Here is a 14,782-nt window from a genome sequence, read left to right as displayed (position 1 = left end):
TCTATGGCGCTTACCAAAGCCGACATTGCAGAGCACCTGTTCACCCAGCTCGGGATGAGCAAGCGTGAAGCCAAAGATATGGTGGAAGCCTTCTTTGAGGAGATCAGACAGGCGCTCGAGCGTGGCGAACAGGTCAAGATTTCCGGCTTCGGTAACTTCGATCTTCGCGAGAAGAACCAGCGTCCCGGACGCAACCCCAAGACGGGGGAGGATATTCCCATCAGCGCCCGTCGCGTGGTGACCTTCCGGCCCGGCCAGAAGCTCAAGGCCAGGGTAGAAAATGTTGAACCCAACGAGTGACAAAAAGCCAGGCAATCGCCTGGCTTTTCCATTCCGATGATAAAAATCCTTCTGTTGTCCGGCGCGCTGCTGACCTTGCCACTGCGTGCCGCCATACTCCCGCTGTCACCGGATGCCCAGGCTTATGCCGATTCGCTCACTGGACTGACCTTCTGTTACCCGGCCCTGCAACGTCCTCCCTATCTGGAGGCGGAGGGGGGCTTGCTTATCGATCGCATGACGCGGTTGGCAGAGCTGTTGCCGGTACCGGTACATGTCGAGAAGCGGCCGAGCTGGGCAGCCATGACGCAGGATCTGCTGAACGGGCGCTGCGATCTCATTCCTCACGTCGGGCCTGCCCGGTCGAACTCGAGCAATACCGTCTTGAGCCGCGCCATGCTGGAAGCGGAGTCTGCCATCCTCTATCGGGGTGAGCTCGATCAGGCGCAGTTTCTGGTGTCACCCATCTGGCAGGCCCAGGAGGCACTGAAGCGTCTCTATCCTGGTTCATCCCAGCAACTGCTGACCGATGCCGAGAACTGGTATGGCGCCCTGGTGGCCGGCAAGGGCAGCGCCTATCTCGGTGATTATCTGCAACTGCGCTACCTGATGCGGGAATTCCCGGATGAAGGGCTGCGCCTTCGTCGTCTTCGCAGCGACGATCTGGTCATCAGCTACCGGCTGATGATGCGCAACCAGCCCGAGTTGCTGGAGCTGGTGGATACGGTCATCCGCTATTTGCCGCCGGGCAGTCTCTACCGGGATCTTGGCAAGTATCTGCCTCAGGGTGAGCAGGATGTGAATCCCCTGCATTTTACCGACAAGGAGCAGGCCTGGCTGGTCGGCAAGGCCCACACCATCAAGATGGTGGCGGATCCCGGCTTCATGCCGTACAGCGGCGTCAACCGGCAGGGAGCGCTCATTGGCTGGAGTGCGGATGTCTTGCGGGAAGTGAGTCGGCAGACGGGGCTGCGCTTCGAGCTGGTGCCCGCCGCCAGCCGGGAGGAGGCGTTGGCATTGCTGCGCAGTGGCGATGCCGTCATGATGGTCGGACTCATGGAGTCCGCCGCCCTGAACAAGGAGTTCGACTTCACCAGGATGGTGGCGACCAGCCGCTATGCCCTGGTCAGTCGCAGCAAGAGGGGGCCTGTCTCCCTCGCGGACGTGAGTGGCAAGGTGGTGGTCCCGAGAATGCTCTATGATCCCGGCCTGCTTGCCCGGTTCGGCCAGCATGAGTGGGAGGTCACCGACAACCTGCTGCAGGGATTGGCGGCGGTGCGGCATGGGGATGCCCAGGCCATGCTGGCGGAGTTGTACCAGCTCCAATATCCCATTCGAAACAACCAGTTGAGCGAGCTGACCATCACCGAATTGCCGGAGCGTTTCGGCCTCGGCTTTGCCATCCGGCCGGAACAGACCAGCCTGGCAGGGGTGCTGGATCAGAGCCTGATGACCCTCAATGATCGGCAGGTGGACGAGCTGGTGCAACGCTGGCGCCACCTGGTGGTCAACCAGCAGGAGGGTGTCAGCTACGGTTTCTGGCTTGGTTCCGTGTTGCTGGCACTGCTGATCAGCATGGCGGTGATCTGGTCAGTCTGGCGATCCCGCCAGCAACTGGCCCAGGAGGCCCGCGAGCGTCACAAGGTAGAGCAGGCGCTGGCGCTGGAAAGCAAGTTCAGGGAGTCTCTCTTCCAGGCGCTCCCCGTTCCCGTGTTCTTGCGCAATGACAAAGGGGAGGTGATCAAGCGCAACAAGCGGGCCAAGCGCATGGAGGCGCGCTACGCCGCCGATCTGGTGCTGCCCGCGCCACAGTTGCAGGGCGCCGAAGGGGAGCTGGCGCTGCACGAGCAGGTCTACTCCTATGCCCAGATCCCCTTGCGACTGGGGCCCCAGGCACCGGCAGGGGATCTTATCGCCCTCTCCGACATCAGCGCTCTGCGCGAGCGTACCCGCCTGCTGCGTCAGGCGGAGCGGCGCCTGCGCGCCCTCACCAATACGGTGCCCGGTGTGGTGCTGCAATTCACCCTGCTGGGGGGAGCCATCACCCGGGTGGAGTTTGTGAGCCGGGGCAGTCACGAGCTGCTGGGGCTGGCGAGCCAGCAGATCAGGGTCAATCCCAACGAGACCCTGACCCGCATTTCCCACCAGGACAGGCGCGAGATGCGAGCTCCCATGCTGGCCATGCTGCAAGCCGGACGACCGTTCTCCCATCTGCTGCGCTATCAGCACCCCGCCAAGGGAACCCGCTGGCTGCAATTTTCCGGCAGGGGGCGCCGTCAGGGAGAGGGGTGGCGGATCTACGGGGTGGTGCAGGATGTGACGGCCAGGGTGGAGCAGGAGCACTCCCTGCAACTTTCCCACGAGCAGGCCCAGCAGGCCGTGCTTGCCAAGGGGCGCTTCCTGGCCGCCGTGAGCCACGAGATCCGCACCCCCATGAACGCCATGCTCGGCCTGCTGGAGTGGCTCGAGCAGACCGAACTCAATGCAGAGCAGGCCTCGGTTCTGGCCCATGTCAGGCAGGCGGGCAATGAACTGCTCGGACTGCTCAACGACGTGCTCGATTTCAGCCGCAACGAGACGCGCCAGTTGCGCCTCTCCGTGCTGCCCACGGATCTGGTGGAGCTGTGCGAGCATGTGGCGGCGGTGCACTGGTCCAAGGCGCGATCCCGCCATCTGCAGCTGCGCTTGGCGCTCGACCCGGCGCTGCCCGCCTTGATGGAACTCGATCCCCACCGGGTGCAACAGGTGCTGCACAACCTGCTCTCCAACGCCATCAAGTTCAGCGAGCGGGGAGAGGTGGTGCTCTGGGCCCGGCGGCAAGGGGAGTGGATTTTGTGCGGGGTGGATGACGAGGGGCCCGGGATCAGTGCCGAGCTGTTGCCCCGGTTGTTCCAGCCCTTTGAGCAAGGGGAGGAGCCTGGCCAGCCCAGAGCCCAGGGGACCGGGCTTGGGCTGGCCATCTGCCGCCAGCTGATGGAACAGATGGGGGGCGAGATCCGGGTCGAACCTCTGGCTCGCGGGGGCAGCCGTTTCCTCTGTTCCTTGCCCCTCAGGCATGCGCAGGAGAAGGCGCCCTGGCAACCGCGCGTCAAGACGGTCTCCCTGCAACTGTTGCCCGGGGAGCTCGAATATATGCGGGCCTGGCTCGCAGCGTTTGGCGTGGCCGAGGACCCGGCTGCACCTTGCCTTGGGGCCATGCAGGACGATGGGGGCTTGCGCGCCTGGTACTGGCAGGGGGAACCCTGGATCCCGGGCTCTGTGGTCAGCCTGCTGCAACCCAGACTCGTCCGTGGCGCCGAGGAGATCACGGATCTGCCGGGGGCAGGCAGGCGGGTGTTGCTGGTGGAAGATCACGAAGTGAACAGAATGCTGATCAGTATGCAGCTGGGGCAGCTGGGTGCACGGGTATTGAGCGCGGCCAATGGCCGTCTGGCACTGGAGATCCTGCAATCGGAGTCGGTGGATCTGGTGTTGACGGACCTGCAGATGCCGGTGATGGACGGCGCCGAGCTCTGCAGGCAATTGCACGCCGATGAACGCTGGCAGCATCTACCCGTCTACGTGATCACCGCCGATCTCAGCGAGCAGGCGGCGCAGCGACTGGCGGAATGCGGCTGTCAGGGCCATCTGGACAAACCCGTCTTGCTCAGGGATCTGGCCGTACTGCTTCGTACCGTCTTTGGCCCCCATGACGGGGGGAAGGCACCGCAGCCAACGGCAGCCCTTTCCCTACCCGTGTCCCTCAGCCCGGCCCTCGTTGACATCTATCTGGCATCGGTTCACCAGGATCTGGCCGACATTGAGCGGTGTGTCACACAAGGGGACGAGAAGGCCCTCAATACGGCTTTACACAAGATGAAGGGGGCCGCCAAAATGGTGGGGGCTACCCCCCTGGTAGAGGTGATCGACCGTTGGCAGGAGGCCCCCGGACATCCCCTTGGAGCCGCCTTGAGGCAGTGCGTGGAAGAGGTCTGCCGACAACTGGGCGAGAGAGCATGACATGATCATCACAGATGAAGAGTTGATGGCCTTGCTGGAGTCTGATGACAGCCAGGAGCCAACGTTTTACCCGGTCAGCGTCTATGCCCTGGACGCCGTCTCCCATCAGGCGGTCAAGGGGGCGGGCCTGCCGGCCTATGCCAATCTGCACCGCACCCGACCCGATGCCGGCTGGCAATGGGAAGGGCTGTTTGCCGCCGGGGCCATCGCCCTGTTTGATCCTGCCTCTCATCAGGGGGCCGACTATCTGCCTCATCTGTTGGCTCCCGGGGCGGGGATCTATCGCCTCAGCGATCCCTGGCTCGAGGGGTTGAAGGCACGGGAGCAGGGGTGGCGTGCCTGGCTCGCCCAGTGCCAGATCCTGCTGCTCGAAGATCACCCCTTCCAGGGAGCCTGCATTCAGCAGGAGATCCAGGGACTGGGGTTGCCCTGCCACTGGGTTCAGGATGGCGAAGGGTGCCTCAAGGCGTTGGAAGAGGGGGGCGTGAGATTGCTTATCTGTGATCTCAGTCTGGCGGAGCAGGATGCCATCAGCCTGCTGATGAGCCATCCCCAGTATCGCCACAGCGGTCTGCCCATCATCCTGCTTTCCGCTCATGATCAGACCCTGATAGACGGTGCCCGGCGTCTCCTGCACGATGCGGGTTTCAACGTGCTGGCCGCCCTGGCCAAGCCGCTGCAAAGCGACGATCTGCTGCGTCTGCTCAAGATGCTCTATCTTGGCCCCCAGCGTCAGCGCAGGCTGGGCGGGCTCAAGCGCACCGTGCGTAGCTGGCAGGGAGAGGCGAGAGGACAGCTTGGGCTGCTGACAGATGCGGCCTCCTGCACGCTGCCGATCTGGCTGAGCCTGAGCGGCCTTCCCCCTCACTGGGAGCCGCTCAAGCTCTGGCTCGAGCAGCATGGACGAGAAGCAGGCGAGCTGACCCTGGTCATCCATCGACGGGATCACCTGCTGAGCCAGGCGGACCGTTTCGCCCTGGTGCTGCAGGCGAGCCTCGCGGGGGCCAGACTCGCGCTGCTGCTCGATCATGCCCAGCACCTGCCGTTTGATCTCATCGAGCGTCTGCCGTTGCAATCCCTGCTACTCGGGCAACACCTGCTGCCCGAGCTGGAGGCGATGGCGGCCGACTCCTTGCTGGCCCGCTTCATCCAGCGCTCCCGGGAGCTTGGCATCGCGCTCTACCTCGACGACCCCTTCAACCTGCAGGATGCCGCCCAGTGGCAGGATCGCGGCGTGGCAGGGCGCTGGTAAATGGCTCGCTATCTTTGCTGGCCGCTCAATGAGACGCGCTTGTGGCAGGGGATGACGGGTTGGACGGCTCCCGCCTCACGGGGCGACCTGCCGATGACAATGGTAGTGGGGGGGCTGACTTGCCGCTTGCAGGAGCTGGCGGGCAGCGACCCGGAGCGGATAAGCGCGGCCTATGACGCCCTGAGCGAGCAGAGCGTCTATTTGCGCTTCATGCGGGCCAAGCAGCCTGCGACGGCCGAGCAGCTCGCCTTCTTTCTCGACTACCCCAGAGAACCCCAGATAGGATTGCTGCTGACCGACGAGCAGGGGACACCGCTTGCCATGGCCCAGTCCGTGCGCCGGCGCCTGCACCCGGACAGGGCCGAGTTCTCCTGCATCGTCGCGGATCATTTTCAACATCGCGGCGCCGGGCGTCGCATCCTGCTGGCGCTTGCGCAACTGGCATACGGGGAGGGGATCCGGGAGTGGACGGCGGAAGTGCTCGGCCAGAATCGCCCCATGCTGGCTCTGCTCAAGGGGCTCGGGTTGCCGCTTACCCTGGTGACGGGACGGGAGATGGTCTTTGCCAGGCTGGATCTCGCGCCCATGGCGAGCTTTGTGCTCCCGTCGGCCTAAGACCAAGGGCGAATGGGCCGCTTCTTGCTCCTGTGCTAAGGTCAGCCTGTTACCCGTTGGAGGAGAACAACCATGGTGCAGTCAGCCAAACATATCGTGATCCTCACCGGTGCCGGCATCTCGGCCGAATCCGGTATCAAGACCTTCCGGGCCTGTGATGGCCTGTGGGAAGAGCACAGGGTGGAGGACGTGGCCACCCCTGAAGGCTATGCGCGGGATCCCGAACTGGTACAACGTTTCTACAATGCGCGGCGCCATCAGTTGCAGCGCGCCGAGATCCACCCCAATCCGGCCCACTATGCATTGGCCCGGCTGGAGCGCCTGCTGCCGGGGCGCGTCACCCTGGTCACCCAGAACATCGACAACCTGCACGAGAGTGCCGGCAGCAAGAACCTCATCCACATGCACGGCGAGTTGCTCAAGGCCCGCTGCCCGGGCTCGGGTCAGGTGATCGAGTGGCGCGGGGATCTCCATCAGGAAGAGCTGTGTTCCTGCTGCCAGTTTCCCCACCCGCTGCGCCCCCATGTGGTCTGGTTCGGGGAGATGCCCCTCGGGCTTGACCGCATCTACTCGGCCCTGGCCCAGTGCGATCTCTTCATCTCCATCGGGACCTCCGGGGCGGTCTACCCTGCCGCCGGATTCGTCCATGAGGCCGGCCTGAACGGTGCCCATACGGTGGAGCTCAATCTGGAGCCGAGCGAAGTGGGCAGCCAGTTCGATGAAAAACGTTATGGTCCGGCTTCCTTGCTGGTGCCCGCTTTTGTGGATGAACTCCTGCAAAGTTGCGGTGTGCATCAGCCTCTCACCGTCGAGGGACATAACTGGATGGAGATGCGGGGCCCATAATTATTGATTTTTCACACAGTTGCATTGACCCACTGAAATCGCCACACTGACACCTAACTTCAAGATGCAGCTGGCACAACATGTCATGAACTTTCCAATGCGCGGGATGGCCTCTCTCCTGCTGGTGCTTTTCTCGTTCGGTACCCAGGCTTCCTCCTCTTCGCTATTGCAACTGATCCTGCCGGATAAGCGGGAAATCACCCTGGATGAGGCGGCGTTGGCCGCCTTGCCACAAGTGGAGTTCGAGACGGCGACGCCCTGGACCCTCGGCACCCACCGCTATCGTGGACCGACCCTGAAGAGCGTGCTGGCGGCGCAGCAGGTGGATAGTGCCAGCGCCATCGATGTCGCCGCACTCAATGGCTACCAGCAGCGGGTCGATCTCTCCCTGTTTGCCAAGGTGCCGCTGACCCTGGTGCGTTACCAGGATGACAAACCGCTCACCCGTCGCAATAAAGGGCCGCTCTGGCTGCTGGTCCCCCTCTCGGCCCATCCCGACATGGATGTGTCCGCCATCCACAACAACATGGTCTGGCAGGTGATCCGCATCGAGGTTGTCCCGTGACGCGACGCCAGCGAGATAACCTGCTGCTTGCAGCCATTTCCCTGCTGTTTCTCTTCTCGTCCCTCTGGGGGCTGCTGCTGCAGAGTCGGCACGAGCAGCTCGTTGACATGTTCTACCGCAACACCCACTGGAACATCAGCCAGGTAATGCAGGAGTCCCAGCGATTTCTCTATGATGTGCGCCTCTATCGTGCCGGGGCGCTCGACATGGCGGCCCTGAGCCTGGATTACGACCTGCTGTGGAACCGGCTGGATGTGTTCCTGATCAGTACCGAGACCGCCGATGCGCGAGCGAGGCATGGGTTGGGGGAGGTGCTTGAACGGCTCTTTGACGAACTCAAGGGGCTGGATCCCCAGATGCAGTCCGGGGAGCTGAAGAGGGGGAAAGCCCTCGATCTTACCCTCGTCCGGCTGACCGGCTTGACCCATCAGGTGGAGCAGATTGGGGATCAGATCCTCTCCGGCCAGGAGCGGGAAGCCTCCCTCAACCAGTTGCGGCAGAGCCTGTTCTGGATCCAGATCTGGCAGTTGATCCTGCTGGTGATGGGCTGTGTGCTGGTCTTTGCCCTCATTCGAACCAATCTGCAGAATCGTCGCCTCTCCCTGCTCGATCCCATGACCCGGCTTGGCAACCGTCGGGCCTTGCAGGGGCAGCTCAGGCAATCCCTGCTGCAAGATCGGGTCCAGGCGCTGGCGGTGCTGGATCTGAAGCGGTTTAAGCAGGTTAATGATCTGCTCGGATACCAGGTTGGTGATCGCCTGCTGCAGGCGGTCGCGGCCCGGTTGCGTCAGGCATGCCCCGGCCGTGCGTACCGGCTGGGGGGCGATGAGTTCGCCGTGGTGCTGGACGACGAAGAGGGAGATCTCGATGCCCGCATGGCGGCCATGGTGAGCCTGTTGCAGTTTGAGTTCGTGACCCGGGAAAGCAGCTTTGATCTGGCGTGTCGCTTCGGAGTGGCCAGGTGCGAGGGTGGCGAGGATGCCGATGAGCTATTGGAGCAGGCCATATTGGCATTGAACGAGGCCAAGCGTGAGGGGACCACCCTGGTGTGGTATCAGAGTGCGATGAAGGCTGATCTCCACATGGCCCAGCGGCAGCTGCACCAACTGCGGGAATGGCTGGCGGGGGCCGCCCCTTCACCCCTGGAGACCCTCTGCGAGCCGATGAGAGACGAGCAGGGCGTGCCGGTGACGGTGGTCAGCCTGCGCTGGCGGGTGAGCCAGCAGCCCTGTGATGTGGGCTGGATGCAGGAGCGTGGTGTCCTTGGGCCCGTGATGGCGCGATGGCTGACAGAAGAGCCATGCAGTGGCACCTTGCTGGTAAGGCTTCATCAGCCTGCCCAGCTGGCCCCTCTGCTGGCGAGCCTGCCCCCCTTGCCACAGGGGAGGCTGATCCTGGCATTGCCTGCGCTGATACAGGATGCCACCCTGCTTGAGAAGGTGCGCGAGTGTGGTTGCATGCTGGCGCTGAGCGAGCTTGGCAGCAGCGCCCCCGAACTGCTGCAGGCGGGCTGGCCAATTCGCTACTGGCTGCCAGCACCCTCCGGGTACGAGGCGCTGCTCCAGCCGTTGGCAACGGCGCTGGGGCTGCTGCGCCTGGCTCCCCGGGGAGAGGCGCAGCAAGAGGATGATCTCAAGCTGAGTTGAGTGGTGGCTTGTGCAGTCTCGGGGCCGATGCCAAGGAGACAATACACAGAAGGGCGGCTCATGGCCGCCCTTCTGCTGCTTGCTGGCACTTAAACTGGTTTGCTGTCCGGTGACGAAAAGGGAGCGCAGGAGTGTCTGATCACCAGGTCCGGATCCACGGTGATCATGCGGTTTGCGATGGGCTCGCCGTTGATGCGCGCCAGCAGCCGGGTGACGGCGAGGCGGCCCAGCTCCTCTTTCGGTTGATTGACCGTGGTGAGCGGGGGGGACATGAATTGGGCCAGCGCCACATTGTCATAGCCGACGATGGAGAGATCGCGCGGGATCACCAGCCCCGCCTGATGGGCGGCACTGATGACCCCCATGGCCATCATGTCGTTGCAGACAAACAGCGCGGTGGGACGCTCTGGCAGTGCCAGCAGGCGGGTCATGGCGGCGGCGCCGCTGGCGCAGTCAAAGTCTCCCTCCTGGATCCAGCCCGGATTGACGGTGAGCCCGGCCTCCTGCATCGCCTGCTCGAAACCCGCCTGGCGCTGGTTGGCCGGGGCGCGGCTGTGGGGGCCCGTGATGCAACCGATGGCAGTGTGACCCAGTCCCAGCAGGTGGCGGGTTGCCAGGTAGCCGCCACGATGGGAGTTGTCGGCGATGAGATCCACCTCGCCGCTCTCCATGCCCCAGTCCATCACCACGACCGGCAGGCTCTTGAGCCAGTCGAGCTGGTTGAACACCTCCTGCTGCCCTTCACTGCACATGATGAGCAGGCCGTCGACCCGTTTCCTGAGCATCATCTTGAGGTAGGAGAGCGCCGTCTCGGCCTGTCCTTCGGTGTTGCCCAGCATCAGGTTGTAACCCTGCTCGAAACAGTAGCGCTCCACCCCGCGCACCACCTCGGCGAAGAAGGGGTTGCTGGAGGTGGTGACCAGCATGCCGATGCTGTTGGTCTCCTTTACCTTGAGGCTGCGGGCCACCAGGCTCGGGGCATAGTTGAGATCGCGCATGGCGGCGAAGACCCGCTCCCGGGTCTCTTCGGCGACGAAACGGGTCTCGTTGATGACGTGGGAGACGGTGGTGGTTGACACCCCCGCCAGCGCGGCCACCTCCTTGATATTGGCCATCAGTGCCCCTGCGCAGTCTGTTCAAGCAGGAAGGCGTCGACCTCCTGCTTGCTCGGGATGGAGCTCTGGGCACCAAACCGGGTGACGGAGAGAGCCGCCGCGCCGTGGGCAAAGCGTACGGCAGCGTCAAAGTCGGCGCCGGCGAGCTCGGCCGCCAGGAAGGCGCCGTTGAAGGTATCCCCGGCCGCCGTGGTATCCACCGCCTTGACCCGAAAACCCGGCATGAGCGCCTGTTGCTGCCCCTTGCTGCAATAAACCCCTTGAGACCCCAGGGTGATCATCACCTCACCGATGCCCATCTGGTGGAAGCGGGCGGCAGCCTCACGGGCGCTCGCTTCGTCCGTCACCTTGATGCCGGTCAGCATCTCGGCCTCGGTCTGGTTGGGGGTGATGAGGTCCACCAGCGCCAGCAGATCCCTTGAGAGCGGGCGAGCGGGGGCGGGGTTGAGCACCACCCGGGTGCCGTGGGCACGAGCCAGACGGGCCGCTTCCTCCACGCTCTCGAGCGGCACTTCCAGTTGCAGCAGCAGGGTGTGGGCGGCGGCGATCATCGCCTCGTGACCTTGCACCACGGCCGGGGTGAGGGCGCCATTGGCTTCGGCGGAGATGCCGATGCTGTTCTCCCCCTCGTCGCTCACATAGATGATGGCGATGCCGGTGGGGAGCCTGGGGTCGAGTTCGACGGCGCTGACATCGATGCCGTCGTTGGCAAACCCGGTTTTCATCTGGTGGCCGATGGCATCATCACCGATGCGGGCGATGAAGGAGACAGGGGCGCCGAGGCGGGCGGCGGCCACCGCCTGATTGGCACCCTTGCCGCCGGGCACCACCTGATAGCTGTGGCCGGTCAGGGTTTCACCGGGGCGGGGAAAGTGGGGGACGCGCAGCACATGATCCGCATTCACGCTGCCGAGGACTACGAGACGATTCATTCCTATCACCCTTGGTTGAGTACATCCTGGTCTGGGTGGGCCCAGACCAGGCGGCACTGGCGGAAAAAGAGAGGGGAGGCGAACCTCCCCCCGTCAACTTACTTGTTGACGATTTGCAGCGGTACCGGGATGGATTTTTCCACCGGTTGACCCTTGAGCACCTTGTCGGCGGTTTCCACGCCGATGGCGCCGATGAGGGCGGGCTGCTGGGCCACGGTGGCGGCCAGTTTACCCTTGGCCACGGCGGCTTTGCCATCGTCGGTGCCGTCAAAGCCCACGATCATCACCTCTTTGCCGGCGGCCTGCACGGCGCGGATGGCACCCAGCGCCATCTCGTCGTTCTGGGCGAACACCGCCTGCACGGTCGGATGGGCGGCCAGCAGGTTCTCCATGACGTTCAGACCCTTGGTGCGATCAAAGTCGGCGGGCTGGGAGGCCAGCACCTGCAGTTTGTTGGCGGTGACCGCCAGGGCGAAGCCTTCGCCGCGATCACGGGCGGCGGAGGTACCTGCGATCCCTTCCAGCTGGATCACCTTGGCACCGCTGCCCAGCTTCTCGGCGATGAAGTCGCCAGCCAGCTTGCCACCGGCCACGTTGTCAGAGGCGATGTGGGCCTTGACGTCACCCTGGGCTGCGCCGCGGTCCAGGGTCAGCACCGGGATGTTCGCCTTGTTGGCCAGGCGAATGGCGTTGCCCACCGCTTCGGAGTCGGTCGGGTTGATCAGGATGGCGTTGACCTTGCGCACGGTGAGATCTTCCACGTTGGAGAGCTCCTTGGCCGGGTCGTTCTGGGAGTCCAGCACCACCAGCTCGTAGCCAAGCTCCTTGGCCTTGGCTTCGGCGCCCTCCTTCATGGTGACGAAGAAGGGGTTGTTGAGGGTGGAGACCACCATCGCCAGGGTGTGATCCGCGGCCTGGGCGGTGCCCAGCACGGACATGATGGCGGCAGCGAGCAGGGTATTGAGCTTTTTCATCATTTCATTCCTTGTGTGTGGCGTGGCTTGTTAACGGTTGCTTTTGTTATCGATCATCACGGCAAGCAAAATCACGCTGGCCTTGGCGATCATCTGGTAATAGGAGCTGACGTCGAGCAGGTTGAGGGCATTGTTGAGGAAGCCGATGATGAGGGCACCGATCAGGGTACCCATGATACGGCCCTTGCCCCCCATCAGGCTGGTGCCCCCCAGCACCACGGCGGCGATGGCATCCAGCTCGTACCCCATGCCGGCTGTGGGCTGGGCGGAGGAGAGGCGGGATGTGACGATGAGTCCGGCCAGTGCCGACAGCATGCCGCACAGACCATACACCGCGAGCTTGACCCGATCCACATTGATACCGGAGAGGCGGGTGGCCGATTCGTTGCCGCCGAGGGCATAGATGTAGCGGCCCAGGCGAGTGTGGTTGAGCAGGTACCAGGCCAGCAGGAAGACAATGGCCATCAGCCAGATGGGCACCGGCAGACCCAGCAGGTAGCCGGTCCCGAGCCAGGCGAAGTGATCGGCGCCGTCACTGAAGCCGGTGGAAATGGGGCGCCCCTCGGTGTAGACCATGGTGACGCCGCGCAGGGCGGTCATGGTGACCAGGGTGGCGATGAACGCCTGTACCTTGCCCTTGGCGATGATGAGGCCGCTGATGCTGCCAAGCAGGGCGCCGGCCCCCAGGGTGAGGGGGATCACCAGGCCGATGGGCAGCTCCATGGCCACCATGGTGGCGGCCAGGGCGCCGCACAGGGCCAGTACCGAGCCGACCGACAGATCGATGCCGGCGGTGAGGATGACCAGCGTCATGCCGACCGCCATGATGGCGTTGACCGATGTCTGGCGCAGGATGTTGAGCAGGTTGTCGGCGGTGAAGAAGTTGGGGCTCAGGAAGGAGACCACGCCGATCAGCACCAGCAGCGCGACCAGGGACTTGTTCTCGATCCACCAGGCCTTGCTCATGACGCCGCGGCGGGAAAGGGTTTGGGTTGTCATTGTGCTGCCTCTTGCTCTGCTTGCCACTGTTTACCGACTGCCGCTGCCATCAGCTTCTCCTGATTGGCATCGCGGGTGTTGAATTCTGCGCTGATGCGCCCTTCGTGCATCACCATGATGCGATCACTCATGCCGAGCACTTCCGGCATTTCGGAGGAGACCAGGATGATGCTCATCCCCTCCTTCTTGAACTGGTTGATGAGCTGATAGATCTCCTTCTTGGCGCCGACATCGACGCCGCGGGTCGGTTCATCCAGGATCAGTACCTTGGGCCGGGTCAGCAGCCCCTTGGCGATGGCCACCTTCTGCTGGTTGCCGCCGGAGAGCAGTTTTATCAGCTGATCCTGACTCGGGGTCTTGATGTTGAACAGACGCACATAGTCCCCTACCGCCTGGCGCTCGGCCTTGCCGTCAATCTTGCCGCCACGAATGAACTCGCCGAGGGCGCACAGACTCATGTTTTCGCGCACCGACAGCTCCAGCACCAGCCCATCGCCCTTGCGATCTTCAGAGATATAGGCGATGCCGGCGGCCAACCCATCCGCCGGGCTTTTGGGCACCAGAGCATGGCCGTCAACTTGCACTTCACCGGCGCTGATGGGGCTGGCACCGTAGATGAGCTTCATCAGCTCGGTGCGGCCGGAGCCCATCAGGCCGCTAAAGCCCAGAATTTCCCCCTGACGCAGGGAGAAGCTCACCCCGCGCACGCCGGGGCCGGCCAGATCTTTCACCTGCAGGCTGACCGGGCCGAGCTCGCGCACCAGGCGCGGATACTGCTCTTCCAGCCGACGGCCCACCATCATCTCGATGATCCTGTCTTCATCGAGATCGCTCACCGCCTGCTCGCCGATCCACTTGCCATCACGCAGCACGGTGACCCGATCGCAGATTTCGAAGATCTCCTTCAAGCGATGGGAGATGTAGACGATGCCGCACCCCTGCTCGCGCAGTTCGCGAATGACGGTGAAGAGCTGCTCGGTCTCGGTGTCGGTGAGGGCATCGGTGGGTTCGTCCATGATGATGACGCTGGCATCGAACGACAGCGCCTTGGCGATCTCCACCATCTGCTGTTCGCCGATGGAGAGATCCCCGAGTCGGGTATCCGGCCCATGCTTGACGCCAAGTCGCGCCAGCAGGGTGCTGGCCCGTTCGCGCAGCTGTTTGTGGTCGATGCTGCCAAAACGGGTGCGCGGTTCGCGGCCGAGGAAGATGTTGGCGGCAATCGACAATTCCGGCAGCAGGTTCAGCTCCTGGTGAATGATGCTGATCCCCTGATCCTGGGAGTCGCGGGGGCCCTTGAAGTGAACCGGCTGGCCGCGATAGCTGATGCTGCCCGAATCGGCCTGGTAGATGCCGGTCAGCACCTTCATCAGGGTCGACTTGCCAGCGCCGTTTTCGCCGAGCAGGGCCATCACCTGGCCCGGATAGACCCGAAGACCCGCTTCGTCGAGGGCGCGTACCCCGGGGAAGATCTTGACGATCCCGGTCAGCTCCAGAATGGGTGAGAGGGGGGAGGTTGTGCTCATTTGCAGCTTCCTTGAAGAGGCCTTCTTTGAAGGA

General features: G+C 63.6%; 12 protein-coding genes. 7 read left to right on the top strand and 5 right to left on the bottom strand.

From position 1 onward, the window contains the following. Positions 1-3 precede the first annotated feature (3 nt). From ihfA to OKC41_RS02465, 7 genes are all read left to right on the top strand, one after another. A complete protein-coding gene (gene ihfA, locus OKC41_RS02495; protein ID WP_005300715.1) occupies positions 4-300 on the top strand; it encodes an integration host factor subunit alpha in 297 nt (98 codons plus the stop codon). A gap of 54 nt (positions 301-354) precedes the next feature. After that, positions 355-4,278, top strand: coding sequence for a transporter substrate-binding domain-containing protein (locus OKC41_RS02490; RefSeq protein ID WP_201894258.1), 3,924 nt, complete (start codon positions 355-357; stop codon positions 4,276-4,278). Position 4,279: 1 nt separating this feature from the next. Continuing rightward, positions 4,280-5,530: a response regulator gene (locus tag OKC41_RS02485; protein ID WP_201893903.1), complete on the top strand. Its 1,251-nt coding sequence runs from the start codon at positions 4,280-4,282 to the stop codon at positions 5,528-5,530. Continuing rightward, on the top strand, positions 5,531-6,145 hold the full coding sequence (locus OKC41_RS02480) for a GNAT family N-acetyltransferase (protein ID WP_201893904.1): 615 nt from the start codon (positions 5,531-5,533) through the stop codon (positions 6,143-6,145). Positions 6,146-6,217: 72 nt separating this feature from the next. Beyond that, positions 6,218-6,991, top strand: coding sequence for a Sir2 family NAD+-dependent deacetylase (gene cobB / locus OKC41_RS02475; protein ID WP_041215132.1), 774 nt, complete (start codon positions 6,218-6,220; stop codon positions 6,989-6,991). A 97-nt stretch (positions 6,992-7,088) separates the two neighbouring features. Next, positions 7,089-7,556, top strand: a complete 468-nt coding sequence (locus OKC41_RS02470; protein WP_162183363.1) for a hypothetical protein — start codon at positions 7,089-7,091, stop codon at positions 7,554-7,556. Next, entirely contained in the window at positions 7,553-9,202 is a 1,650-nt protein-coding gene (locus tag OKC41_RS02465) for a diguanylate cyclase (RefSeq protein ID WP_270671693.1), read from the top strand. The genes OKC41_RS02470 and OKC41_RS02465 overlap by 4 nt, the downstream gene beginning before the upstream one ends. Before the next feature lie 89 nt (positions 9,203-9,291). Here OKC41_RS02465 and OKC41_RS02460 read toward each other — a convergent pair whose 3' ends face one another. The 5 genes from OKC41_RS02460 to rbsA all read right to left on the bottom strand — a co-directional run bounded on the left by OKC41_RS02460 (position 9,292) and on the right by rbsA (position 14,748). Further along, positions 9,292-10,317 (bottom strand): substrate-binding domain-containing protein, encoded by a 1,026-nt coding sequence (locus OKC41_RS02460; RefSeq protein ID WP_201893905.1) that lies wholly within the window; start codon positions 10,315-10,317, stop codon positions 9,292-9,294. Beyond that, the gene (gene rbsK / locus OKC41_RS02455; RefSeq protein WP_102983868.1) at positions 10,317-11,249 is read right to left on the bottom strand and encodes a ribokinase; all 933 of its coding nucleotides are present in this window, start codon (positions 11,247-11,249) and stop codon (positions 10,317-10,319) included. The genes OKC41_RS02460 and rbsK overlap by 1 nt, the downstream gene beginning before the upstream one ends. A 98-nt stretch (positions 11,250-11,347) precedes the next feature. Continuing rightward, positions 11,348-12,223, bottom strand: coding sequence for a ribose ABC transporter substrate-binding protein RbsB (rbsB, locus tag OKC41_RS02450; protein WP_010674790.1), 876 nt, complete (start codon positions 12,221-12,223; stop codon positions 11,348-11,350). Positions 12,224-12,253: 30 nt separating this feature from the next. Beyond that, positions 12,254-13,222, bottom strand: coding sequence for a ribose ABC transporter permease (rbsC, locus tag OKC41_RS02445; RefSeq protein WP_039040774.1), 969 nt, complete (start codon positions 13,220-13,222; stop codon positions 12,254-12,256). Continuing rightward, positions 13,219-14,748 carry a ribose ABC transporter ATP-binding protein RbsA gene (gene rbsA, locus OKC41_RS02440; protein WP_201893906.1) on the bottom strand — a complete coding sequence of 510 codons (1,530 nt, stop codon included), beginning with the start codon at positions 14,746-14,748 and terminating at the stop codon, positions 13,219-13,221. Before rbsA ends, rbsC begins: the two co-directional genes overlap by 4 nt. Positions 14,749-14,782 lie beyond the last annotated feature (34 nt).

It is taken from the genome of Aeromonas sp. QDB17, from assembly GCF_027705305.1.
Lineage (GTDB): Bacteria > Pseudomonadota > Gammaproteobacteria > Enterobacterales > Aeromonadaceae > Aeromonas > Aeromonas caviae.
Note: the sequence above shows the minus strand (reverse complement) of the source record. Positions and strands in the feature narration are given on the sequence as shown.

Coding starts and splice junctions, on each gene's coding strand:
- ihfA (WP_005300715.1), top strand. CDS start 4: ATGGCGCTTACCAAAGCCGACATTGCAGAGCACCTGTTCACCCAGCTC.
- OKC41_RS02485 (WP_201893903.1), top strand. CDS start 4,280: ATGATCATCACAGATGAAGAGTTGATGGCCTTGCTGGAGTCTGATGAC.
- OKC41_RS02480 (WP_201893904.1), top strand. CDS start 5,531: ATGGCTCGCTATCTTTGCTGGCCGCTCAATGAGACGCGCTTGTGGCAG.
- cobB (WP_041215132.1), top strand. CDS start 6,218: ATGGTGCAGTCAGCCAAACATATCGTGATCCTCACCGGTGCCGGCATC.
- OKC41_RS02470 (WP_162183363.1), top strand. CDS start 7,089: ATGCGCGGGATGGCCTCTCTCCTGCTGGTGCTTTTCTCGTTCGGTACC.
- OKC41_RS02460 (WP_201893905.1), bottom strand. CDS start 10,317: ATGGCCAATATCAAGGAGGTGGCCGCGCTGGCGGGGGTGTCAACCACC.
- rbsK (WP_102983868.1), bottom strand. CDS start 11,249: ATGAATCGTCTCGTAGTCCTCGGCAGCGTGAATGCGGATCATGTGCTG.
- rbsB (WP_010674790.1), bottom strand. CDS start 12,223: ATGAAAAAGCTCAATACCCTGCTCGCTGCCGCCATCATGTCCGTGCTG.
- rbsC (WP_039040774.1), bottom strand. CDS start 13,222: ATGACAACCCAAACCCTTTCCCGCCGCGGCGTCATGAGCAAGGCCTGG.
- rbsA (WP_201893906.1), bottom strand. CDS start 14,748: ATGAGCACAACCTCCCCCCTCTCACCCATTCTGGAGCTGACCGGGATC.